25 protein-coding genes are annotated in these 23,456 nt (G+C 55.7%); 10 read left to right on the forward strand and 15 right to left on the reverse strand.

The window, feature by feature from the left end; translation table 11 throughout:
• Positions 1-6: 6 nt before the first annotated feature.
• From leuB to G523_RS0101220, 5 genes are all read right to left on the reverse strand, one after another.
• Positions 7-1,086 (reverse strand): 3-isopropylmalate dehydrogenase, encoded by a 1,080-nt coding sequence (gene leuB, locus G523_RS0101200; RefSeq protein WP_022693185.1) that lies wholly within the window; start codon positions 1,084-1,086, stop codon positions 7-9.
• Positions 1,087-1,282: 196 nt separating this feature from the next.
• Positions 1,283-1,720 (reverse strand): protease inhibitor I42 family protein, encoded by a 438-nt coding sequence (locus tag G523_RS19960; protein WP_022693186.1) that lies wholly within the window; start codon positions 1,718-1,720, stop codon positions 1,283-1,285.
• On the reverse strand, positions 1,720-2,331 hold the full coding sequence (leuD, locus tag G523_RS0101210; protein WP_022693187.1) for a 3-isopropylmalate dehydratase small subunit: 612 nt from the start codon (positions 2,329-2,331) through the stop codon (positions 1,720-1,722). The genes G523_RS19960 and leuD overlap by 1 nt, the downstream gene beginning before the upstream one ends.
• A gap of 53 nt (positions 2,332-2,384) precedes the next feature.
• Positions 2,385-3,236 carry a VOC family protein gene (locus tag G523_RS0101215; protein WP_033232492.1) on the reverse strand — a complete coding sequence of 284 codons (852 nt, stop codon included), beginning with the start codon at positions 3,234-3,236 and terminating at the stop codon, positions 2,385-2,387.
• A 123-nt stretch (positions 3,237-3,359) separates the two neighbouring features.
• Complete coding sequence (locus G523_RS0101220; protein WP_022693189.1) at positions 3,360-3,719, reverse strand: hypothetical protein; 360 nt, start codon at positions 3,717-3,719, stop codon at positions 3,360-3,362.
• A gap of 457 nt (positions 3,720-4,176) precedes the next feature.
• Between G523_RS0101220 and G523_RS17385 the strand changes: the two genes are divergently transcribed.
• From G523_RS17385 to G523_RS0101245, 5 genes are all read left to right on the forward strand, one after another.
• The gene (locus G523_RS17385; protein WP_022693190.1) at positions 4,177-4,479 is read left to right on the forward strand and encodes a CC_3452 family protein; all 303 of its coding nucleotides are present in this window, start codon (positions 4,177-4,179) and stop codon (positions 4,477-4,479) included.
• Positions 4,480-4,675: 196 nt separating this feature from the next.
• Positions 4,676-5,734, forward strand: coding sequence for a glycoside hydrolase family 5 protein (locus tag G523_RS17390; RefSeq protein WP_022693191.1), 1,059 nt, complete (start codon positions 4,676-4,678; stop codon positions 5,732-5,734).
• Positions 5,735-5,836: 102 nt separating this feature from the next.
• Positions 5,837-7,018, forward strand: a complete 1,182-nt coding sequence (locus G523_RS0101235; RefSeq protein WP_022693192.1) for a thiolase family protein — start codon at positions 5,837-5,839, stop codon at positions 7,016-7,018.
• Between the two features lie 142 nt (positions 7,019-7,160).
• Positions 7,161-7,586 carry a DUF3617 domain-containing protein gene (locus tag G523_RS0101240; protein WP_022693193.1) on the forward strand — a complete coding sequence of 142 codons (426 nt, stop codon included), beginning with the start codon at positions 7,161-7,163 and terminating at the stop codon, positions 7,584-7,586.
• A 3-nt stretch (positions 7,587-7,589) separates the two neighbouring features.
• Positions 7,590-8,657 carry a DUF2332 domain-containing protein gene (locus G523_RS0101245; protein ID WP_022693194.1) on the forward strand — a complete coding sequence of 356 codons (1,068 nt, stop codon included), beginning with the start codon at positions 7,590-7,592 and terminating at the stop codon, positions 8,655-8,657.
• Here G523_RS0101245 and G523_RS0101250 read toward each other — a convergent pair.
• The 7 genes from G523_RS0101250 to G523_RS0101280 all read right to left on the reverse strand — a co-directional run bounded on the left by G523_RS0101250 (position 8,654) and on the right by G523_RS0101280 (position 15,402).
• A complete protein-coding gene (locus G523_RS0101250; RefSeq protein ID WP_027441351.1) occupies positions 8,654-10,078 on the reverse strand; it encodes a mechanosensitive ion channel family protein in 1,425 nt (474 codons plus the stop codon). The genes G523_RS0101245 and G523_RS0101250 overlap by 4 nt on opposite strands.
• A 100-nt stretch (positions 10,079-10,178) precedes the next feature.
• A complete protein-coding gene (locus G523_RS0101255) occupies positions 10,179-10,640 on the reverse strand; it encodes a hypothetical protein (RefSeq protein WP_022693196.1) in 462 nt (153 codons plus the stop codon).
• A gap of 27 nt (positions 10,641-10,667) precedes the next feature.
• Positions 10,668-11,966: an adenylosuccinate synthase gene (locus G523_RS0101260; RefSeq protein WP_022693197.1), complete on the reverse strand. Its 1,299-nt coding sequence runs from the start codon at positions 11,964-11,966 to the stop codon at positions 10,668-10,670.
• A gap of 86 nt (positions 11,967-12,052) precedes the next feature.
• A complete protein-coding gene (locus tag G523_RS0101265; RefSeq protein ID WP_022693198.1) occupies positions 12,053-12,436 on the reverse strand; it encodes a DCC1-like thiol-disulfide oxidoreductase family protein in 384 nt (127 codons plus the stop codon).
• Between the two features lie 74 nt (positions 12,437-12,510).
• Positions 12,511-13,089, reverse strand: a complete 579-nt coding sequence (locus G523_RS0101270) for an acyloxyacyl hydrolase (RefSeq protein WP_022693199.1) — start codon at positions 13,087-13,089, stop codon at positions 12,511-12,513.
• 167 nt (positions 13,090-13,256) lie between these two features.
• Positions 13,257-14,774 carry a phosphomannomutase/phosphoglucomutase gene (locus tag G523_RS0101275; RefSeq protein WP_022693200.1) on the reverse strand — a complete coding sequence of 506 codons (1,518 nt, stop codon included), beginning with the start codon at positions 14,772-14,774 and terminating at the stop codon, positions 13,257-13,259.
• 40 nt (positions 14,775-14,814) lie between these two features.
• A complete protein-coding gene (locus tag G523_RS0101280) occupies positions 14,815-15,402 on the reverse strand; it encodes a hypothetical protein (RefSeq protein WP_022693201.1) in 588 nt (195 codons plus the stop codon).
• Positions 15,403-15,525: 123 nt separating this feature from the next.
• Between G523_RS0101280 and G523_RS0101285 the strand changes: the two genes are divergently transcribed.
• The 4 genes from G523_RS0101285 to G523_RS17395 all read left to right on the forward strand — a co-directional run bounded on the left by G523_RS0101285 (position 15,526) and on the right by G523_RS17395 (position 18,711).
• Positions 15,526-16,017, forward strand: coding sequence for a hypothetical protein (locus G523_RS0101285; protein ID WP_022693202.1), 492 nt, complete (start codon positions 15,526-15,528; stop codon positions 16,015-16,017).
• Between the two features lie 93 nt (positions 16,018-16,110).
• Positions 16,111-16,827, forward strand: a complete 717-nt coding sequence (gpmA, locus tag G523_RS0101290; RefSeq protein WP_022693203.1) for a 2,3-diphosphoglycerate-dependent phosphoglycerate mutase — start codon at positions 16,111-16,113, stop codon at positions 16,825-16,827.
• Positions 16,824-17,267 carry a bifunctional diaminohydroxyphosphoribosylaminopyrimidine deaminase/5-amino-6-(5-phosphoribosylamino)uracil reductase RibD gene (locus G523_RS0101295; RefSeq protein WP_022693204.1) on the forward strand — a complete coding sequence of 148 codons (444 nt, stop codon included), beginning with the start codon at positions 16,824-16,826 and terminating at the stop codon, positions 17,265-17,267. Before gpmA ends, G523_RS0101295 begins: the two co-directional genes overlap by 4 nt.
• Before the next feature lie 106 nt (positions 17,268-17,373).
• On the forward strand, positions 17,374-18,711 hold the full coding sequence (locus G523_RS17395; RefSeq protein WP_022693205.1) for a glutathione S-transferase family protein: 1,338 nt from the start codon (positions 17,374-17,376) through the stop codon (positions 18,709-18,711).
• A gap of 69 nt (positions 18,712-18,780) precedes the next feature.
• Here the strand turns inward: G523_RS17395 and G523_RS0101305 are convergent, their stop codons facing one another.
• A complete protein-coding gene (locus G523_RS0101305) occupies positions 18,781-19,245 on the reverse strand; it encodes an Hsp20 family protein (protein WP_022693206.1) in 465 nt (154 codons plus the stop codon).
• Positions 19,246-19,424: 179 nt separating this feature from the next.
• Between G523_RS0101305 and G523_RS17400 the strand changes: the two genes are divergently transcribed.
• Positions 19,425-20,390, forward strand: coding sequence for a class I SAM-dependent methyltransferase (locus tag G523_RS17400; RefSeq protein ID WP_022693207.1), 966 nt, complete (start codon positions 19,425-19,427; stop codon positions 20,388-20,390).
• A 50-nt stretch (positions 20,391-20,440) separates the two neighbouring features.
• On the opposite strand, the gene G523_RS19965 is transcribed toward G523_RS17400, so the two are convergent.
• Both G523_RS19965 and G523_RS0101320 read right to left on the reverse strand, forming a co-directional pair.
• Complete coding sequence (locus G523_RS19965; protein ID WP_022693208.1) at positions 20,441-21,748, reverse strand: DnaJ C-terminal domain-containing protein; 1,308 nt, start codon at positions 21,746-21,748, stop codon at positions 20,441-20,443.
• 65 nt (positions 21,749-21,813) lie between these two features.
• Positions 21,814-23,361 carry an acyl-CoA carboxylase subunit beta gene (locus G523_RS0101320; protein WP_022693209.1) on the reverse strand — a complete coding sequence of 516 codons (1,548 nt, stop codon included), beginning with the start codon at positions 23,359-23,361 and terminating at the stop codon, positions 21,814-21,816.
• Between the last annotated feature and the right edge of the window lie 95 nt (positions 23,362-23,456).

Consider the following 23,456-nt stretch of genomic DNA (forward strand, 5'->3'; position numbering starts at 1 on the left):
TTCGATTTACAGCTCCGCCAGGATGGCATCGCCCATTTGGGACGTACTCATAGAACCACCGATATCACCCGTGCGCGCGCCCTTCTCAAGCGCCTGACCGACGGCGCGTGTAATCTCGTCAGCCGCGTCAGGGCGGTTAAGGCTCCAGCGAAGCGCCATTTCAAATGACAGGATAGCCGCTGAAGGGTTTGCTTTGCCCTGCCCTGCAATATCTGGCGCAGAACCGTGCACCGGCTCATAAAGGCCCGGCTTGCCTGCATCAGACAGAGACGCAGATGGAAGCATGCCGATAGAGCCTGTCAGCATAGAGGCTTCGTCAGAGAGAATATCGCCGAACAGATTGTCCGCTAGGATGACGTCAAAGCCCTTTGGCTCACGTACCAGCTGCATTGCGCAGGCATCGGCCAGCATGTGGTGAAGCGGCACGCCCATATCTTTCAGCTCGGCGTCATAAAGCGCCTGAACTTCCTGTTTCCAGAGCAGGCCGGAGTCCATGACATTGGATTTCTCAACCGAGCAGACACCGCCCCATTTGCGACCAAAGTTTCCACGGCCCTTCGCAATGTCAAATGCAACGCGCGTGATACGGTGGATTTCCGGTGTCGAGTATTCGGCATTATCAAAGCCGCGGCGCGTACCATCCGGCAGTGTTTCAATGCCTTTTGGCTGGCCGAAATACACGCCGCCAACCAGCTCGCGCACGATCAGGATATCAAGTCCCTCAATCAGCTCACGCTTCAGCGCAGAGGCATCAGCCAGCGCAGAGAAGCAAAGCGCCGGGCGCAGGTTAGCATAGGTGTCGAGACCTTTACGAAGGCCCAGAAGGCCAGCTTCCGGACGGTGCTGACGCTCGACGCCATCCCATTTCGGGCCGCCAACCGCACCCATCAGGACAGCACTGGAGGCTTTCGCGCGGTTCAGCGTGTCTTCTGTCAGCGGCGTGCCGTATTCGTCATAGCTCGCACCGCCGACGGCGCCGTATTCGAGGTTCAGATCAGGCGCGACTTTTTCTGCCACGCGAACTGTCTGTTCTATGACTTCAGGACCAATACCATCACCGGGAAGAAGAAGAAGTGTCTGGCTCATAGCGCGCGCCTGTCGATTAGAAGAAATACCAGTCGCCTGTGAGCCTCAGCTTGAGACAAAAATCAAGACCCTGGCACGTAACACAGCGTCGCAATTCCGCAATTCGTTTCCAGAATACGGGATTTGGCGCGAAATACTTCTCCAGCGCGCCGGATAGCGGCGCGTTGGACGCAACAGATTTTCAAAAAAGGGCAGTTTAGCGCGGAATGACCGACACGTGGATATCGAGCGTCTCATCAGGCGTCTGACCAGAGCGCGCATAACCAAGGCTCAGCGTGGTTTCACCCACCTGATCGGCGTTGAACACATATACGGTCTGCCCGCCGACACCGACCATGCCGCGCGGATTGTCATCGCCGACATAGTCGTCGCTTGAGAGGCTCATCACGCCTGCATCCGCGCCAGACAGAACGGACCACATATACCCCGTGGTAGGGTTCGACCGCAGCTCAAGGATGAGCTGATTGCCTTCGGACAGCACCACCTCAGAACCTGAAGCAGGATCGGTCAGGCGTTGCGGTGAAATCTGGCCGGAAAGCCCACGTACTTCAGGGTCGGTATTCAGCGTATTGACCGCGCAACCGCTAACGAAAAGCCCGGCACCCAAGAGAAGTGAAGATACCAGGAGTTTCATTATGCGCGCTCCAGCCAAGGGGTTGCAAGCTTGCGGCGTGCCTCGAACTCGGAAATCCGCTCCTCAGCCTGAAGTGTAAGGCCGATATCGTCGAGGCCTTCCAGCAGGTTGTGGCGACGCGATCCATCAAGATCGAACTCAACCACTTCGCCGTCCGGCAGCGTGATCTTCATGTTCTCGAGATCGACCGTGAAGATGTGATTGCCACCGTTTGCCTCGTCCATCATCTTATCGATAACCGGCTGCGGCAGCGCGATCGGCAGAATGCCGTTCTTGAAGCAGTTATTGTAGAAAATGTCAGCAAAGCTTGGCGCGATCACGCAGCGAATACCCTGATCGAGCAGCGCCCATGGCGCGTGCTCACGTGAGGAGCCACAGCCAAAGTTCGCGCCAGCGATCAGAATGTTTGCGTCTTTGTATTCTTCACGGTTCAGAACGAAATCCGGGTTCGGGCTACCGTCGGCATTTGTCTTCAATTCGAAGAACAGACCGCGCGAGAGGCCTGTGCGCTCTGTCGTTTTCAGGAACTGTTTCGGGATGATCATGTCGGTATCGACATTGCTCATGCGGAGTGGGGCGGCACGGCCCGTGAGTGTTTTAAACGCTTCCATACGCGCCTTTTAGGCTGCAAATCGGGCGAAGATCAATTCCCTTTTAGGCGAACTCAGCGCTCACCCTTATTGTCGAGCAGCAGCGTCGGGATGCCGAGGTCATGACTTTTGACACTCATAACACGCGTTCCGGCCTTACGACCCTTGCGGACTTCAGAAACCTGAACGCCCGCAACCGTGAGCCTGGTGTGCGCATCATCCAGATCATTCACCTCATAGGTAACGCCCCAGAGGTGATCCTTGTCGTCCGCTGACATGCTGCCATCAAGACGCTGCACAACCTCGATCGTCAGGTCGTGCGTGCGGAAGAAAACAAAGCGTGCACCCCATTTTTCGTTCGTGCGGTCCAATGCGAGCCGCAGGTCGAGCTTTGCACCATAGGCTGCCATTGTCCGCTCCGGATGTCCGGTATTCAGCACAATATGGTCCACACGGGTCGCAGCGCCTGCGCGGGGCGGAATGACAACCTTCACGCCCTCGGTATTGGAGAGCATGAAAACCTTCACATCACCGAACAGAGGATCACCGCAGCGAAAGCGGGACCAGCTTCGCGTAAGGCCATTATACGTTGCCGACTGGCCGATAATCTCTTCAGGGAGCAATCCACGACGGCTCGCTGTGTAATGAGTTTCATGAATGTCGTCTGTATTGAAGACCAGCGTGGTCAGCGCCCCAGGCTTGTCACCCAGAATTTCGCGAATGCGTGCGCCCACTGGGCCGTCACCCGAAGGACCAAGTAACTCAACGCTTGTATTACCGAGAAAGAAGGCCGCGGTCGTCGTGCCGTCTGCTGGATTATGATGCTTCCAGTCACATTCGCGGCCGAGCACCAGGCCATACTTGTCAGCTGCCGCTTCGGCATCGGGTACGAGAATGACGAAATGGTCGAGCGCGTTAGTTAGCATGGCGAATTTCCCGTAAAACATACTGCCGAGGTCGTTTTCGACACCCTGCACGTCACGGCGCGCCCTGCAAGCTTTAAACCGTCAACACCGCCAACAGCGGATCAACGCTGCGTGAGCTGTTACTTAGTTAAGTTTGGAAAGCTCGTCTTTGAATTCTCGTTTGAGAAGCAGGCATTTTGCATCGTCGGGAAACACGATCTCGGTCAGAGACGAGATGGCCTCCTTGTCCGGCGCCGTGCCATCATCAGTTTCCTTCTCCGAGAGTTCCTGAAGGACGACCTCAAGAACTTTTTCCAGCACAATATAAGCAGAATCCCGCCGTTCACGCAGCTCAGCAAGCTCGGCCTTCTGGCGATCATCCGGCGCGCCATCCGCAGACAGCAACATGTCTTTCTCACTCAGAAATGACTGATCGATGATGCTGGTCAGGAATGAAATGATTTGTCGGTATTCGCGGGATTTTAAAATCGTGTGCTCAGGCAAGGTCTAAACCCAGACATTATTCATAGAATTAAGGGATAAGTGCAGCACATTCTAATTCAGTGCTGACGAGGCGCGGCTTAAAGCACAGATCAAATGAAAAGTCTCGAATATTTACATTAAATTTGCAGCGAAACTGCAAGTTTGCAAGATTCATCTAATAGAGAGAAGATCAAATACTTGAAAGGGCATATCAGCCCCAAATTCTCCAATCAGTGGAGAATAATATTTTAAAAATCTATTCTCCTGCGGAATACCTCTGCATTCTCACGTATTCGTGACCGCGGTGGGAACCAATTTCCGTCCCTGAGGCTTCCTGTTTGTCAGGAAAAGTCCAAACATTTCAGCGCTATTTCGCACCCGCATCATTTTAGAGAACAGTGTTCACTAAATTCTGGACAGATCATTCAATCCTCCTATATAAAGGTCTCAACACCAAATCGCATGATGGGATCGATTTATGATGTTTCGTTTTGCCGCTCTGTTCGCAGCCACTGCAATCGCAGCCATGCCTGCTGCTGCTTCCACGCTTTTCACCGCTGAACTTCAGACACCTGTTGAAGAAACAACCCGTATCGCAGCCTATGATGCGATCTGGATTTGCGAAGCCGACACGTGCGAAGCCGTACTCAATCGTCGCACTGCCACGGTCCGCGTCTGCAAGCGTGTCGTGGAAGAACTTGGTCCGATCAACGCATTCGGCACAGATACCGACCCGCTGACGGAAGACGAAGTCACCGAATGTAACGCCTCACTGAATTAGTCCCTAAGAATTCAGTGCACTCCCCTGAGCCGCTCATTCGAGCGGCTCTTTTTTATGCCTGCCGCCACGCATCTTTTTGCAGCGCAAAAGAAATGGCGGGGTTCTGCTGCGAATTTACTGTTCGTGTTAAATAAACGGCGGCACATTTGCTGTACCTTCCCACGCAGGACATACGGGTGAGGAAGGAAATACCGACATGACACGTACAATCTGGCTCGTCTTGTGCGGTATACTTATAGCCGCCGCCAGCGGACTTACTTACGTGTCGCTTTCCGGCAATCGCTCCGAAGCGGAGCCTGTCCTTCAAAACATCCAACTACGCCCGCGCACGACTGAGGCGAGCACCTCACCCATCCAACAATGCGTCAATCTTGGCGGCGCACTGGAAGCCGATAATGAGGGCGATTGGGGCTATGTCATCCGCGAGCGTGATCTGCACATGATACGCGAACTGGGCTTTGATACTGTCCGCATTCCGGTGAAATGGTCCGCACATGCAAAATCCCGCGCACCATATGAGATCGACCAGCTCTTCTTCCGTCGTGTCGATACGGTCGCTGCGCAGGCACTTGCCGCCGGTTTGCAGGTCATCATTGATGTTCACCATTATGAAGACGTGAATGAGAACCCGGACCGGCACCTACCCCGCCTTTATGCCTTCTGGGAGCAGATTGCTGAACGCTATGCCAGCTGGCCGGACGGGCTCTATTTCGAAGTCCTGAACGAGCCGCACACAAATCTGACCTTCCGCCGGATCGATCAGATGAACCGTGACATCCTCTCGATCATCCGTCAGACAAACCCAGACCGCTGGGTCATTCTGGGCGGCGGCCAGTGGGGCAATCTGGAGGGACTGGTGCCAACCAACCCGCCTTACGACCCGCGTGCAATGGTAACTTTCCACTATTACAGCCCGTTTGAATTCACTCATCAGGGCGCGCCATGGGCCTATGAACCTATGCCGCTTGGCCGGACATGGGGCTCACAAGCTGAGCGCGAAGAAGTGATATCCCACTTCGCAGCTGCCGCAGAGTATGGCCAACGCATCGGAATGCCTGTGTTTCTGGGGGAGTTCGGGGTCTATGAAGAGGTGCCAGACGCCGACCGCGCCAATTGGACGCGCCATATTCGCCGCACTGCAGAACAGTTTGGAATCGGCTGGTGTTACTGGGATTGGGCGACATCTCTGGGCATGTACAGCCTTGAAAACGAACAGCTTCGCCCAGGAATGGGTGCAGCTCTTCTAGGCGACTAGCCCGTTCGCAACTGCAATATTACTTCTTGACGTGCCCTAGTTAAGCTCGCACAACTCCCGCCACATACTAAGTTTACGAGATGTAACGAGGAGGACACGACCATGAGCACTTCAGATCCGGTCGTAATTGTTGGCATGGCCCGCACCCCAATGGGTGGCCTTCTGGGCGAACTTTCCGGTTTCTCAGCAAACGAGCTTGGCGCTCTGGCAATCAAAGCGGCTGTGGAAGAAGCAGGCCTGAAAGGTGAAGACGTTCAGGAAGTCATTATGGGCAACTGCCTCCCGGGCGGTCAGGGTCAGGCGCCTGCACGCCAGGCCGCGATCAAGGCTGAGCTCGGCAAGCACCCTGAATCTACAACAATCAACAAGATGTGCGGCTCCGGCATGCAGGCTGCTGTCATGGGCGCGTCATCTATCCTTTCCGGTCAGGCTGACATTGTTGTCGCTGGCGGCATGGAGAGCATGACAAACGCTCCGCACATGATCGATCTGCGCAAAGGTCACAAATACGGCGCAGCTGTCACACGCGACCACATGGCAACAGACGGCCTCGAAGATGCGTACGCGAACCAGCCAATGGGCAAGTTCGCTGACATGATCGCTGAAAAGTACCAGTTCACGCGCGAAGCGCAGGACGAGTACGCTCTGGAAACACTACGCCGCGCGCAGGAAGCGACTGAACAGGGCCGCTTTAAACGTGAGATTACGCCGGTTGTCGTCAAAACCCGTAAAGGCGAAACGACAGTTGATCAGGACGAGCTGCCAAAGTCTGCTCGCCCGGACAAAATCCCGACACTTCGCCCTGCTTTCAACAAAGACGGCACCGTCACCGCAGCGAACGCGTCTGCAATCTCAGACGGCGCGGCTGCGCTCGTCCTGATGAAGCAGTCCGAAGCGGAAAAGCGCGGCCTCAAGCCAATCGCGAAAATCGTGTCTTCAGCGTCTCACTCTCACGAGCCTGAATACTTCACGACTGCGCCTGTTCCAGCGATGGAAAAAGCACTCACAAAAGCTGGCTGGTCAAAAGACGACGTCGAGCTTTGGGAAGTGAACGAAGCCTTCGCGGTTGTTCCTATGATCGCCATGAAAGAGCTCGGCATCAGCCACGACAAGCTGAACGTGAATGGCGGCGCATGTGCCCTCGGTCACCCGATCGGCGCGTCTGGTGCACGTGTTCTCGTCACACTGATCTCTGCTCTCGAGCAGCAGAACAAGACCAAAGGCGTTGCATCTCTCTGCATTGGTGGCGGCGAAGGCATCGCAATGTGTGTCGAGCGCGTCTAAGCCTCACACGCATCTGAACTACGAAAACCTCCGGATAGGCTCCGGAGGTTTTTTATGCCCTTCTCGCGCAAACGCCTGAAACTAGCGCTCATTCCCGCTCTGGTGTAGTAAACTCGCATAATAAAAAGGGGAGACGGGAATAATGAAGGCAGGTCTGTTGGGGGCGCTGGTCCTCGTTTTCAGCTCAACTGCAGCCGCCCAGTCTATCAGCCTGACCGAAGGCGAATGGACGCACGCACGCGCAACAGCTGTCCGCGGCGATCCGGAAATTGAGGCACGTAAGATATGTGTCACCGGCGACACTCCTGCGGCCGACTATACAGCGCTGGCTGCCCGTTTTAGCGAGCCTTTATTCTGCGCGCCCGAAGACGTTACGGAAACTGAAACAGGCGCAAGCTTCACCATGAATTGCGGCCTTGGCTCTATGTATCGTAGCGGCGAAGGCGAGATCAGTATCCAGTCAGCAGAGGCATTCACTGTAGAAGCTCGCGCGCGACTTAACATCCCGGGCTCTGCGCGGATCCACTCGACCATCACAGAAACGGCGACACGCACCGGAGACTGCTGATCTATGCCGCAGCCAACTCTCAGCGAACATTTCATGGAGCAGGCAGGCTGGTGCGCCGAGCTGGGCTCACCCTTCACCGCTGAACTGCTAAGATCTTTCGCCACTAGCCTCGAAACGGGCGGCATTATCAAAACGCTGGTCGGTGACTGGGTCGGCAATCCCCGCGCAGATGCCCTGGGCTTGCGTCTTGCAGGCTCGCTTCACCACGCAGTGCTGTCCGGCGCCTCATCAGACCTGCAATCGGTCTATCCAGCTGGACACACCTATCCCGATTTCGAGGCCGTCTGGCCGGTTGTCGAAGCGTATCTGGCCGCCAACGCGAAGACAGTCACCGATTTCATACAGTCACCGCCGCAAACGAATGAAACCCGCCGCGCTTTCATGCTTCTCACCGGCTTGAATGCGATATCCAAGCGGTTCGGAAAGCCCATCCATTTTCTGGAGCTTGGCGCGAGCGCAGGCCTCAACCAGAATTTTGATGCCTTTTATTATGATGCAGGCAGCTGGCAGTGGGGCGACGCGAGCTCACGCATGACAGTTACCACAAACTGGAATGGCCCTGCCCCGCACTTTGTTGAATCCATCGCTATTCGCGACCGCAAAGCCTGCGACCAGAACCCGTTAGACCTCTCCGATGCGACCACGCGGCTAAGATTAAAAAGCTATGTCTGGCCGGATCAACCAGAACGCCTTGCGCGTTTTGATGCTGCGGCAGATATCGCGGTCTCACGCGGAACGAAGGTCGAAAAGGCCGACGCGGCAGACTGGCTGGAGCGGGAATTGGCCACACGGCCAAGCGATGCCGTCACCGTCATCTTTCACTCGGTCTTCTTTCAGTATCCACCGCTGGAAACCCGCCAGCGCATGACGGACCTGATCGAAGCTGCAGGCGCCTTATCTACGGATGACGCCCCGCTGGTATGGCTACGCTACGAACCGGAGCTTCTCTGGAATCGAAATGCGCCTCCGCTAGCTCTTGGCATGACATGCGATCTGCGCTCATGGCCTGGTGACGAGCATCAAATCCTCGCCCGTTCAGACGGCCATGTAAGGAATGTCGAGGCGCTCTAGGCGTCTTCGTCTTTCTTCGCTTTTTCGCGCACCATGCGGACTTTGAGCTCTGAATCGCCGGTGATGCGGATTTCGTCCTGACCAAGCGGCAGATCGATACCGTGCTCTTTGAACTTGTCCCACATACCAAACATGACTTCAGAGCCGATATTGTTGATGCCGTTCTGCGGATCGCGAATCCAGAAGCGCGCCTCCATCTCCACCGCATCATCACCGAATTCCATCAATAGGCATTTCGGCGCGGGATCTTTAAGAACGCGAGGCTGGTCGGCGCAGGCTTCAATACACAGCTTCGCTGCGAGACGAAGATCGCTCTCATACTCGACGAGGAAACGGCGCTTTACGCGCACCTTGTCGTCTGAATAGCTCCAGTTCACCACCTTGTTGGTGACGAGTTGTTCGTTCGGAATGAGGTGTTCCTTACCATCGCGGGTAATGACGGACGCATAGCGCAGCCCAAGCGACTTTACTTCGCCGTAGGTCTCATCGACCTCAATCACATCGTGCGGCTTGATCGAGCGGTCTGAAAGCAGGATCACGCCGGAAATGAAGTTCGCCACGATCTGCTGCATACCGAAGCCGAGGCCCACGCCCAGCGCGCCGCCAAAGACAGCAAGACCACCCAGCGGAATGCCAATGCTCGTCATGGTGAGAACTGCTGCCGCGATAAACAGACCAATCTGGATCGCATTGGACATCAGAATGCGGATGCTCGGTTCGACCTTTGGTAAAGTCTCAACACGGGCTTTCAGACGCTTGGAGAGCCATTGCGCCGCGAAGATGAACAGCGCAGCCATGAACACAGCCCGCGCCACGAAGGACAGGTTGATAAAGCCGCCATCACCGAACGGCACGCCGAATTTATCGATCCAGATCAGAACATCATCCAGAACGCCCATAGCGTTCAGAACGGCCAGCCCCCAGGCAAACCACATAACAGGCTTGCGCATATCTTCTGGCAGGAACTGGGTGATCAGCTTTATGACCAGCCATGCCGTCGCAAGGCTCGCAGCAATGCGCACCAGCAAGTATGGTTGACCCAAGCCCTGAAGCGCGGTCTGCCCGATCCAGAGAAATGCAATCCAGATTGCAGGCCGCAGACCATGGTCCAGAATGAGTGGTGTAATCTGTTCGGCTTTCTCCCGCACTTGTTCGGGGAGTTTCGAAATACCCTGATCAATCAGTTTACGAACGCGCGGCGCAAAGATGCGGCCGAGCAATAGCGCCGCCACGATAACGCCCAGCTGCACAGATATGGCGATCAGGTTTTCGGGCGTCAGAACGTGCGCCTGCAACCAACTCCACGCGTCGCGCGTCACTTCTTCGGCGCGCATCATAAGTTCGCTATCGGCCAGTCCTTCCGATGGTGCTGGAGCAGTCGCAGTCGGCGACACATCAGGAGGCGTGACAGGATTAGTCATAGGAAAACAAACTCGAACCAATCAGGAAACTGAAACGCAAGGTGTATACATGAACGCGCAACTTGTCATGTGAGCAGAACGCACCGCTTACACCTTTTCCTCAGGCGTCATCATCCTTTGGTGCCTGAGCCTCGTCTTCTGGTTTGACGAACAAATCCATCTGGTTCGGGTCAACCACGCGTTTGCGTGGCTTAGTGCGGCCTTTGCGGAAATAGAGATCATCAGTGTGATCTTTCTTTTTCACATCACCGTCTTCCTGTTTGACCGGCTCGGGTTCCGGCTTTGGCGCAAGTTCCTCATCAGTCAGGATGCGCCAGTATTTCAGCGCGATAACCGGTTTGCCCTTTTCGGACTCATATACCTGAACTGCGCCGTGAGCCGCAGCCATCTGCACAGCTGATGACAGCTCCTCCACGCGCTCCGGGCCCGGGCGGATCCATTCATTCTCGAACACGACAGCCCGACCTGCCGTCGCTTTGGCAGCCGTAAGTGTACGCTCCATCCCCACAGGGTTCAGAAGCGCCTCCATGGCATTGGAAGCGATTGGGTAGGTCAGGCTCATAAGGTCTTGCTCGCGTCTTATGGCAGATTACATCACGCGGCCGAACGGGTCACGACGCAGAATAACGTCTTCGCGTTCAGGTGATGTAGACACAAGTGCAGCAGGCGTACCGACTAGCTCTTCGAGACGACGGATGTATTTCACAGCCTCACCAGGAAGCTGGTCCCAGTCACGCGCGCCTTGTGTTGAGCCGGACCAACCCTTCATGGTTTCATAGATCGGCTCTACCGCAGCCTGTTCTGCAGCCGTTGCAGGCAGTCGGTCGAGAACCTTATCACCCAGCTTGTACGCTACGCAGATTTTGATCTCCTCAAAGCCGTCGAGAACGTCGAGCTTGGTGATTGCCAGACCATCAACACCAGACACTGCACAAGCCTGACGAACCATAACGGCATCAAACCAGCCACAACGGCGCTTACGACCTGTATTCACACCAAATTCGTGACCGACACGACCAAGCGTTTCGCCGACTTCGTCAGTCAGCTCTGTAGGAAACGGGCCGGAGCCGACACGTGTCGTGTAGGCCTTAGCGAGACCGAGCACGTAGTTTACCGAACGCGGGCCAAGGCCAGAACCTGCAGCCGCCTGACCGGACACAACATTTGAAGACGTGACGAACGGATATGTACCATGATCTACGTCCAGCATCACGCCTTGTGCGCCTTCAAACAGAATACGGCGGCCGAGTTTGAAAGCGGCGTCCAGACGCTGCCACGCCGGACCGGCATATTTCAGAACATCATCTGCAATTTCGAGGAGCTGGCGCTTGAGCTCTGCTGCGTCAGGTGGTGGCAGATCGAGACCTTTGCGCAGCGGCGCGTGGTGCGCGATGAGGCGCTCCAACTTCATGTCGAGCGCTGCTTCGTCAGCAAGGTCAGCTACGCGAATAGCGCGGCGGCCAACTTTATCCTCGTAAGCCGGGCCAATACCGCGTTTTGTCGTGCCGATTTGCGCGCCGCCAGCCTGCGCTTCGCGGGCCGCGTCGATATCTTTGTGCCAAGGCAGGATGAGGCAGGCGTTGTCGGCCAGCAGCAGGTCATCAGGGCCCAGATGGACATCCTGCTCTTCCATGCTGGCGACTTCATTCAAGAGCTGCCAGGGGTCAACGACCACGCCATTGCCGATAACAGAGAGCTTACCGCCGCGAACAACGCCGGATGGCAGAAGGTTCAGCTTGAAGACCTTGCCATCGATGACGAGTGTGTGGCCGGCATTATGGCCGCCCTGAAATCGTACGATTACGTCAGCGCGGTGGCTGAGCCAGTCAACGATTTTACCTTTACCTTCGTCACCCCATTGGGCACCGACAACAACGACTCCGGTCATGAGTATCTCTCCGCTAGAACCGCGGGGAAAGGACAGTGTTTAGCGTCGAAAAGCAAGGGGTGGATTCGTCTATATGCGGATTTTTGTTAGCTTTCAGGGATGCCGGACCTGATAGAGCGAACACCGCGAAGTCGGTTCACGCCGTTTCGCATACCGCGAAGAAACGGATAGCTCCATTTCACAAAGCGCCGATTCCCCATCAGCTTCAGTGCAGGGTTCGCGCTGGCGAGCGTGTTGATCGCCCAGACGGCATCACCTTTGTAATAAATTTCGTCGCCCGCATCGACGATCATACCTTCGTCGATGAGATATCCGAGTGCTTCATAATGGAGAATGAGGTCAGGGCGTTCACGCGCATCAATCAGCTCGACCTCGCCGACCGCTTTGCGCAAATTCGCAAACGTCACATAGGACTGGCAGAACGGACATTCGCCGTCATACAGAATGCGAAAGGTGCGAGGCTTGGTCATAGAACTAATCTAATCGCGCGCCGCGCACCGGCAATGTGAGAGATCGTCACATCGACGATCTGAAGATATACGACTTAGTCGAATGTGTAGGCGATCCGAATACCGATATTGTCCATGCCCTGATTTCGACCATTACCGAGGATCTGGCCGTGGGAGTAGTGCTCATACATGAGCTGCGCCGCCCAATCTTCATTGAAATCATAGGTCAACGCGAGTGATGTGCGGAAGAGGTCATCAGAGCCCATGAACACGTGTTCCTGACCGAACGCAGTTGATTCAGGCGTGCCCTGAACGAACGGGTTTTCATTATAACCGTCATGGAAGAAGTAGCCGAGGCCTGGCTCGAATGAGAGGTTCTCAGTGATGCCGAAAGACCATTGCAGGCCGCCGCCATAGAAGCTGGTATTACCCGCAGTGTTTGCTGTCACGCCAAGATACGGACGTGGATCAAAAGCCCAGCTAAGGAAATCAGGGGACTTGAAAACGATCTCACCGGAAATGTCCGGGCCGTCTTCCTTGTCTGCGTTATCACAGTCCAGAACGCAGATATTGTGTTGCAGAACGCCAAGGCGAACTTCTTCAACAACGCCAGCATTTGCAGAGCTTGCCATCAGCGCAACAGCGCCAGCGAGGAGAGCGAGTTTCAGTTTCATGTGAGTCCCCAATAATCGGAATTGAACATGTTCTAGCGTAATTTTCCGAACCGCAAAATGAAACCTGCGAAAAATCAGAGATGTGCTCAGTTCGGCGCCAATCCCGACCGCAAACAAAAGCGGCTCCCGATTATGGGAGCCGCTTTAAAATTATATCTGCGTCAGAATCAGACTTCCTGATTATATGCGCCAACTTCGGAGTGCTTACCGAGGCGCGGCTTTACTTCCTCGTGGAAGAGCGCCTTCATATCGTCTTTGGAGACCATGCTCTCCACCACGACCACCAGTTCAGGCTTGTTGGAAGACGCACGAACCAGAACCCAAGAACCGTCTTCAAGTGTCACGCGCGCACCGTTTACAGTGTTTACGTCAACGACCTTACGGCCGAGAATTTCAGAGCCGAGAAGGCCTTTATATTCCTCAACCATTTCGTCGATCACGCCATACTTCACCTCATCGCCGCAATGCGGAGACATGGTCATAGAGGTGTAAGCCTCACCCAGCTCGTCATGAAGTTCGGATAGCGTCTTGCCCGGATTGCGGTCGAGCATCTGGAGGACAGCCGCCGCAGCAACCAGACCATCGTCATAGCCCAGGCCGATTGGTGGACGGAAGAAGAAGTGGCCGGACTTTTCAAAGCCTGCCAGCGCCTCAAGATCGGTTGTACGGCGCTTGATGTAGGAGTGACCGGTTTTGTAATAATCAACGTCAGAGCCATTCTCTTTCAGAACCGGATCAGTTTTGTAGAGGCCGGTTGATTTCACATCGACGACAAATTTCGCGCCCGGATATTCACGCGACAGGTCGCGCGCCAGCATCAGGCCGATCTTGTCTGCGAAAATCTCATTGCCGTTATTGTCGACAACGCCGCAGCGGTCGCCGTCACCATCAAACCCGAGCGCGAGGTCGGCATTGTGCTCTTTGAGCGCGTCCGCCATCGCGTGAAGCATTTTCTCGTCTTCCGGGTTGGCGTTGTATTTCGGGAAGGTCCAGTCGAGATCGCAATCGAGTTCGACAACCTCAACGCCCATAGCGCGCAGAGCTTCCGGCGCGAATGCACCGGCCGTACCGTTGCCGCACGCTGCGATGACTTTAAGCGGACGCTTGATCTGAACGTCTTTGGTGACATTCTTCAGATACACGTCCTTCATGTTCTCAACGCGAGAGATAGAACCGCCAGAGCGCATAACCGGCGTACCGCTCAGGACGATCTCTTTCAGGCGGGACATTTCGTCAGGGCCAAATGTAAGTGGCTTATCATAGCCCATTTTCACACCGCACCACCCGTTTTCATTGTGGCTGGCGGTGACCATCGCGCAGCAGGCCGCGTCGAGCGCGAATTGCGCAAAATAGGTCATCGGAGACAGAGCCAGACCGATATCCAGAACCTGACAACCAGCCTGAGAGAGGCCCGTCATCAGCGCATATTTGATCGACTGGGAATAATGGCGGAAATCATGACCGACCACGACTTTCGGCGCGACCCATTTCTCATGGAAGACTGTGCCCATGCCCTGCCCCAGTGCCTGAACGCCAAGAAGGTTCAGCTCTGACGGCTTCTCATGGCCGGGAACGCCGAACCACCAGCGCGCATCATACTCGCGAAAGCCTGTCGGCTTTACCAGCGGCTGGGTTTCAAAATCGGCAGTATTTGGAGCAATGTCAGCTCGTGGGGTCGGAAGCACTTTACTTCTCCTCAGTGATCAATCGGCCCTGCGACAGGTATTAGTCAGGCAGGCGCTCGAAACGGACGGAACGGATTTCCACGCCGCGTGTACCTTCCGGCACGATCGGACGAATGGACAGGTAGTCAATCGCCTGCTCTGTGCCTTCACGCGGAGGCACATTCCAGACGAAGCTGTAAGGGCGATACTCAGGCGTCAGATTGAATAACTGCCAGCCGGAATTGCCTTCCTGACCCGCGCTGTAATTCATCTCGAAAGCCAGCGCGCCTCGCGGCTGTGTCGGCTTCGCCTCAACAGTCACACGGACGCGGCGTCCGGCAAACTGCTGCTCAAGGTCAGCGGCGAGACGAAAATGCGGATTGCGTTCCGGGCGGTCACCTAACATGCCCGCACCAGCCGTAACGATCAGCGATGAAATCTCTTCTCCGGTCATAACGCGATCAATGTCAGACTGGCCTGCCGCAACCATGCGACACAGGTCATCACCCACCACTTCCACGTTCTGATAATTGGTGCCCGCCCCACTGACTGACCCGCAGGCCAGTCGGTCACGACCAGGCAGTGCCGCGCCAGCAATAATTGCCAGTGCTGCCAACAGGGCGACCGGATAAAAAAACAAATCACTCATACAATAGTTCGTCCCCTGAACCTTAACTGCGTTTTCCCGCTTCGGGGCATTATATGCAAGACTCAATCGCATAGAATCTATTTTGTTAAGCGCGTTTGAACGTTTTTGTGCCGATAGTGCCTGATGGACACGGGAAAGACGCACGACCTTGACGTAGAAACACTGCGCGCGGCTAACATTAGCCCGGACACCCTTCTTGCGACTGATTTTCTTAATCATTACAACGAAGTGGCAATGCTAGTCGATTTCCTCGGTTCCGATGACGAAATCTCCGAAGAAGTTCTGAGCTGGAAGCCGGAGAATTATGTCGACCATTTCCGCCATTCAGGCTTCCGCGATAAAGAGCTCGCGATCGAGGCTTATTGTCAGGCGGATTCAGACATTATCAGCCGCTTCGAAAAAGCCTGCCATGCGCTGGATGCAAAGATCATCGACATCCAGCAAGCCGTCATGAAAAGCGACTTCGACACGGCCACCGAGATCGGCAAAACCCTTTTCGATCACATCGGGCAGATCAATGGCATCATCATCGGGGATGCACCAGGCACACCGGATGATGAGCCTGACCATGATCATGGCATTTCACAGAGCGATATCGACTCTCTCTTCAGCTAACCGCGCAATACCGCGATTTTCCTTGCTCTGAAGGCTCGACCATGCCGCCATCAGGCGTTATGGGCAGTCGCAAGTTTTTAAAGCGAGGGACAAATGGCTGTACTGGCATTGATGCGTCACGGACAGAGTGAGTGGAATCTACAGAACCGGTTCACCGGTTGGTGGGATGTTGCGCTCACTGAAAAAGGCGAAGCCGAAGCAAAGCGCGCTGGCGAACTGCTGCTGGAAGCAGGCGTTGATTTCCGTCAGTGCTACACGAGCGTTCAGACCCGTGCGATCCGCACGCTCTGGCTTGCGCTCCAGTCTATGGACCGTTGCTGGCTGCCCGTCACAAAAGACTACCGCCTGAACGAGCGCCATTATGGCGGCCTGACAGGTCTCGACAAAGCCGAGACAGCTGAAAAGCACGGCAACGAGCAGGTTAAAATCTGGCGTCGTTCCTATGACGTGCCACCGCCGCCGCTTGAAGCCGGTTCTGAGTTCGATCTGTCTAAAGACCCGCGCTATAAAGGCATTGAGGTTCCAGCAACAGAAAGCCTGAAGCTCACGCTCGACCGCGTTCTGCCTTACTGGGAGAAAACAATCGCGCCGAAGCTGACAGACGGCACGCACACAATCATCTCCGCGCACGGCAATTCTCTGCGCGCGATTGTGAAACACATCTTCAAGGTTAGCGAAGACGACATTATCGGCGTTGAAATCCCGACAGGTAACCCGCTCCTGATCGAGCTGGACTTCGACCTGACGCCGGTTTCTGCACGCTATCTCGACGCAGATCGCGCAAAAGACCTGCCGCCAATTCCGGCATGAGCCGCCGGAAAGACAAACGTATGATGGGCCGGGCGCTTGAACTCGCCCGCCTTAATCATGGCCTGACCGGCGATAATCCGTCGGTTGGCTGTGTGATTACAGACTCTATGGGCCGCATTGTCGGCGCTGGCGTCACCGCTGAAGGCGGACGCCCGCATGCCGAACAGATTGCTCTGGATGATGCAGGCGATCTGGCAAAGGGCGGCACGGCTTATGTCACGCTGGAGCCATGCCGCGAACGCTCTACTGGCGAAGATGCATGTTCACGCCGCCTGATCGACGCTGGCATCACCCGCGTTGTCTGCGCGATTTCAGACATTCACCCGAAAGGTGCTGGCGGCTTTGGGGTTCTACGCGACGCGGGGATCGACGTGATGGTCGGCCTCAAGCGCGACGATGCAGAACCGCTTTATGAGGCCTTCTTTGCCTCCCACAGCTAGGTGTGCTTGTGGCCAAGCGGCCACATAGCGTCCTTTTGGGCACATTGGCGCTTGAACCAAACACGAACCACGCGTAAGCCTTCCGCTTCCAGACGGAGAGCACACTATGGGCGCCAAATACCGCCTTTTCGGATCAGAAACCTCACCCTACTCTACAAAAGTTCGTAGCTATCTGCGATACAAGAAGCTTCCATTCGAATGGGTCGCGAAAGGATTTGGGACAGAAGAGGAATTCCAGTCGCTGGCAAAAAGCCAGGCGCTGCCTATGCTCGTTTCTCCAAAAGGCGGCGTGGCACACGACTCCAGCCTGATCCTCTCCCGCCTCGAAGGTAAGGTCTATAAGCCATCTGCGCGCCCGAATGATCCGGCCTGCCGCGTGCTTGCACTCCTGCTTGAAGAATATGCCGACGAATGGCTGAACAAAGCCATGTTCCACTATCGCTGGGGCACGGCGAAAGCTGCCAAAGCGGCCGCGACACGCCAAGCTGATGCCGTCTTCGAAGGTTATGAAGTCGAAAACCGCGCCGATATCGAAAAATCCATCGCGAAAAGCATGTCAGGTCGCCTGAAGCTAATCGGCTCAACCAAGAAAACGACGCCGGTTATCGAAGCCTCATTCGCGCGCTTCCTGAAACTGCTTAACGCACATCTGGAAAAGCATCTCTTCCTGTTCGGCGGCCACCCAAGCCTCGCAGACTTTGCGATTGCCGGTCAGCTCATCCAGCTGATGAAGGATGATACATCCGGCGCCATGATCCGAGATAGCGCCCCGTTCGTGACAGCATGGTGCGAGTTCATGGAAGACCCGCGTCAGGGCGCGGTGTTTGAAGATCTGTCCGCCGTTGGCGACACGCTTCTTCCACTGATCCGTGACGAAGTCGTTCCAACGCTCATCGCATGGGCTGAGGCAAATGCCGAAGCAATCGCGAAGAAGCGCAAGACCGTAACGGTCGGCATGGATATTGGCGAATTCAAACAGGGCATTCAGGGACACACCGCGACTTCTTATGCGGCACTGAAAGCTATTTTCGCAGAGACACCAGCAACACCTGAGCTGGAAGCCTTCCTGAAAGACGCGGGCCTCGCAGACATCCTGCCGCTGGGCGAGCCTGCTCCGGAAAAGCAGGAAGAGCCTGCTGAAGAAACCCAGTCCGAAGACGCGCCGCAAAAGCCTAAGCGCCGCCGTCGTCGCCGTGGTGGATCGAAATCTTCTGAAACGCCTGAAACGACAGAAGAGACAGAAGATACCGCGCCTGCAGAAGAAGCTGCTTCTGAGGATGCTCCATCAGCGGAAAAAGAAGCTGAGGCGGAAGCGCCAGCGACAGAAGAAACACCTGCTGTCGTTCCTGATGCGCCAGACGCAGACCCGGCGCCCGCTGAAGAACCGGTGGCGGACGCTGAAAGCTCTACTGAAGACGAGCCTTCCGAACCAAAAGACCAGTAAAAGAAAAACGGCGCATCCAACGATGCGCCGTTTCTTACTCTGGGGAAGAGGTTCGTCGTCTAAGCGGTATTACGCGACGTTTTTACCGCCTTCAATCACTTTCGGGCTTGTGCCACCAATCGCAATCTTGCGTGGCTTCATCGCTTCCGGCAGCTGGCGTTCCAGCTCTACACGGAGCATACCATTCTGAAGTTCAGCGCCTTTCACGACAACGTGATCAGCAAGCTGGAAGCGGCGGATAAAGCTGCGCTCGGCAATGCCGCGATGCAGGAATTCACGCTTCTCACCGTCTTCAGTTGCCTGGGTTTTACCAGACACGGTGAGCAGGCCTTCCTTGGTTTCGATTTCGAGGTTTTCCTCGGCGAAACCGGCAACCGCAAGCTCAATGACGAAGGCGTTATCGCCCGTCTTTTCGATATTGTAAGGAGGGTACCCCTGAGAATTATCCAGGCGGGACGCTGCGTCGAGCATGTTAGCTACGCGGTCAAAACCGACCATGGAACGGTAAATCGGGGTGAGATCAATCGTTTGCATAAGACTGTCCTTTCATAAGCAACAAGTTTGCAGGTGCCCCTGCTTTCAGTTTTCAGCGAATGCCCGAAACCGGCGCATCCGAGGTCAAGACCCGACTTCGGCGCCTCGACAATAGTCATATGGGATGCCATTTTCCCCGCGCAAGGGTTTGTGATTTGCACCACCTTAGGAGGAATAAAATGAAGTCTGTACTGCTTGGAACAAGCATTCTGTCACTGGCACTTTTTACCGCTGCATGTGGTGGGGAAACACCTGACACTGAACAGGCAGCGACACCGCCTGCAGCCGAAGCACCGGCACCAGCAGCGGAAAGCGAAGCGACGTCTGCCAGCATGACACTGGAACAGACTGCGAATGGCGCATGGCGTTCGGAAAGCAATATCGCGCGTAACGAATTCCGTAATCCGGTCGAGACACTGGAATTCTTCGGCGTTGAACCGTCCGACACTGTGATCGAAATCTGGCCGGGCGGCGGCTGGTACACAGAAGTGATCGCGCCATTCCTTAAAGGCGAAGGCACTTACATCGCTGCGGGTCCTGATCCAGCAGCCAGCGATTACGCACAACGCGCTTATGACAATTTCTCAGGTCGTTTCATGGCCGACGCCGAAACCTTCGGTGATGTCGAGTTTGTTGCGATCAGCCGGGATACAGGCCCGCTGATGGCAGATGGCGAATGCGCGGATGTGGTCCTGACCTTCCGCAACATCCATAACTGGATGTCGGGTCAGTACGCCGACAAGATGTTCTCCGACATGTACGACGCGCTCTGCCCGGGCGGCACACTTGGCGTCGTCGAGCACCGTCTGAACAGCGCTGACACGCAGGCACCTGGCGCGCCATCAGGCTATGTCCATGAAGACTATGCTCGCCAGCTCGCTGAAGATGCCGGCTTCATTTTCGAAGAAGCATCCGAGATCAACGCCAACCCACTGGATACAAAAGACCATCCGGGCGGTGTGTGGAACCTGCCGCCGAACCTTCGCTCTACCGGTGCGGAACGCGAAGAGATCGAAAACTATGACGCGTCCGTCTTTGAAGCGATTGGCGAAAGCGATCGCATGACACTTCGTTTCCGCAAACCGACTGCTGAGGACATCGCAGCAGCTGAAGCGGCAGCGGCAGAAGTAGAAACAGAAGAATAGGCCTCACGGCTACCTTCAAACAGAAAGCCCGGCTTCGCGCCGGGCTTTTTTTATGACTGCGTTATCAGGCGCACATAGAGGTCACCGCGACCACCGCCCTTCAGATGCGGCATGCCTCGTCCCTCAAGACGCATTGATTTTCCCTCTTCTACGCCCTTTGGGATATTCAGCTTGATCTTCGCGCCGGAAACATCGTGCACCATGAGCTTGCCGCCCTTTTTCAGAACGGACGGCTTCGCAATGGCGTTGCAATAGACGTCAGCGCCGCGTGTTTCGAAGTATGGGTGTGATCTCAGCTGGACCTGAATATAAAGATCGCCCGTCTGCGCAGACACGATGCTTCCGTTTTCCAGCAATCGCGCCGATGTCGCACCGCCTTCACCGGCGAGCCGGATACGGGTTCCGGTGATCGCCCCCGCAGGAATTTTCACGCGCAAGTGACGTATCTCTGGAGCAGAGCTGCCAATGCCCGAACACGTGGCGCATGTGTTCACGACAATTTTGCCCGACCCCTGACAATTCGTGCATGTCTTCTGCAACTGGAACATGCCCTGTTTGACAGTAACTTTTCCCGTTCCGCTACACGCTGAACAATCCGGCCCGGTACCCAGCACACCCTGTCCGGAACAGGCAGAACAAAGTCGTGTTCGCGAAACTTCAAGCTCTTTCTCCACGCCGGAAAACGCCTCTTCGAGCGTAATCTCCGCGACTGTATGGATATCGGCGGTTTCTGCGGTTGCCGTACCGCCTCCCTTGCTTCCGGAACCGAACACTTCTTCGAAGACTTTGAAGACGTCGTTATCGCCTTCTGGCTTCGCGGACTCGGTTTTTCCAGCGTCGGCGTGCGCGGTCTCAATAGGTGCATCACCCGGGGCTGCAGCGCTATAAAAAAATTGGCTAAAGCGCAGCGCGCCGAAATCCCGCCAGGTGTCTTCATAGGTTTTCAGTTTGTCATAATCCACTTGCGGACGCTTGCCCGTAAGGCGTGCCAGCTCTTCAATCAATCCGTCGAGCAAAGCGCTACGCCCAGAGCCGTCCCAGTCTGACAGATCGTGGGATTTCAGTCCGGCAAAACCCAGCGGAAGTTCTGCACTCTCCATCAGTACCGGCACGAGCCGGCCTGCATCTCTCGCCAGACGGGCCTGCTCGATCACCCACTGGCTGGATACAGACTGACCGCACCATAAAACAGGCACAGCTTTCGCCGCTGCGATACGCTCTTCCAGATGCCGGTTAAAACCGTCTGCAGGTATATCCTGATAATCAAAGGCGACATCGTAGCCATAGCCCGCCAGCACGCTTGCCAGATGCCGCGCGGCAGGCCTGCGCTGGGATTTGTAGCAGATCAGAATATCCAAAAGCGTTCTCCCTTAGCCTGACTTTAATTCGATTTACCCAAGGCTCAAGGGAGGAGACAGCCACGTTAAGGCCGATACCCTTTCGGCTTGTAGCCCGGCTCGATCATACGGTCGGCGTGATGGACAAAATCCACAAGCAACGGGCGTGTGTCGCGCGGGTCGATAATGTCTTCGGCAAGGAAAGCTTCAGCTGTCCGGAAAGGCGAACGCATCGCCTCGAACTTGGCGTAAAGCGCTTCAAGGAAGGAATCCTTGTCTTCGGCTTCCGACAGCTCTTTTCGGTAAGCCGCTTCAATGCCGCCCGCCATTGGCAAAGAGCCCCAGTCACCTGATGGCCATGCATAACGCCATTTCGTGCGCGTCGGGTTCATCATGGCAGAGCCTGCGAGGCCGAAGGCTTTGCGGATAACCACAGCACACACAGGCACTTTTGCCTGATACATGGCAGACATAGCCCGCACGCCTTTACGCGTGACGCCATTGGTTTCCTGCTTCACACCGACGGCAAAGCCTGCGCAGTCGACAAAGTGAATGATCGGCAGGTGGAAGGTGTCACAGAGGTCAACGTGACGGGTGACCTTATCGCACGTGTCCGGCGTCCATGCGCCGTCGAGGAAGAACGGGTCGCCCGCGAGAATGCCGACAGGGAAACCGTCAACACGGGCAAAGCCTGTGACGATGCCCTTGCCCCAATAGCGGCCAATCTCGAAGAAGCTGCCCTGATCGACCGCTGCATTGATGATCTTGCGCGGCATATAAGGGGTTTTGCCGTCCGTCGGAACGATATCAATCAGGCTTTCTTCACGGCGGTTCGGGTCGTCCGTCGGCGTGGTACGCTCAGGACGTTCATGAACGGACATTGGTAGGTAAGAGAGGAACTGGCGCGTCTTTTCAAACGCTTCCGCTTCGGTCTCTACGGCTTCGTCCACCGTGCCGTTCTTGGCTTGAATATTCCAGCCGCCAAGCTCTTCCTTGGTTACGTCTTCGCCAATGGCGCGCGCGACCGGCGGCCCGGCCACGAAGACCTGAGACAGCTCTTTCACCATTACGGAATAATGGCTCGCACCCACGCGCCCTGCCCCGAGGCCTGCGCACGGACCAAGCGCCAGAGACACAACCGGAATCTCAGCCAGATTCTCGACAGCGTATTCCCAGCCCGGCGTCTCCGGAATGTAGGTGCGCGGGTCCTTATCCAGCATTTTGATGGAGCCACCACCGCCGGTTCCGTCCACGAGACGGATGAGCGGCATGCGATATTCACCGGCCATTTTCTCGGCGATGAGCATCTTTCCACGAATGGAGGCATCCGCCGCGCCGCCGCGCACGGTGAAATCATCACCCAGAATGACGACCGGCTTACCGCCAACCTTGCCACGACCCACCACCATATTGGCTGGCAGAAAGTCTTTCAGCTGGTGGTTCTCATCATACTCGGCTCGGCCCGCAATTTTACCGATTTCCTGAAAGCTGCCCGGATCAGCCATAAACGCCACACGCTCACGTACTGTCAGCTTGCCGCGACCACGCTGACGAGAGACCGGCTCTTCGCCGCCCATCTTCTCGGCGAGACGCTCGCGCTGACGTAATTCTTCGATGTGCGGCTTCCAGCTCATCCGATTTCCCCTGACTGACTTGCTTATATTGTTTGTCTCAAGTTCTAATCAGGGAATGCCTCACGGTATAGCCTGCCCCTTACGTCAACCGGACA

Origin of the sequence: Ponticaulis koreensis DSM 19734 (assembly GCF_000420665.1) — a bacterium.
Classification (GTDB): domain Bacteria; phylum Pseudomonadota; class Alphaproteobacteria; order Caulobacterales; family Hyphomonadaceae; genus Ponticaulis; species Ponticaulis koreensis.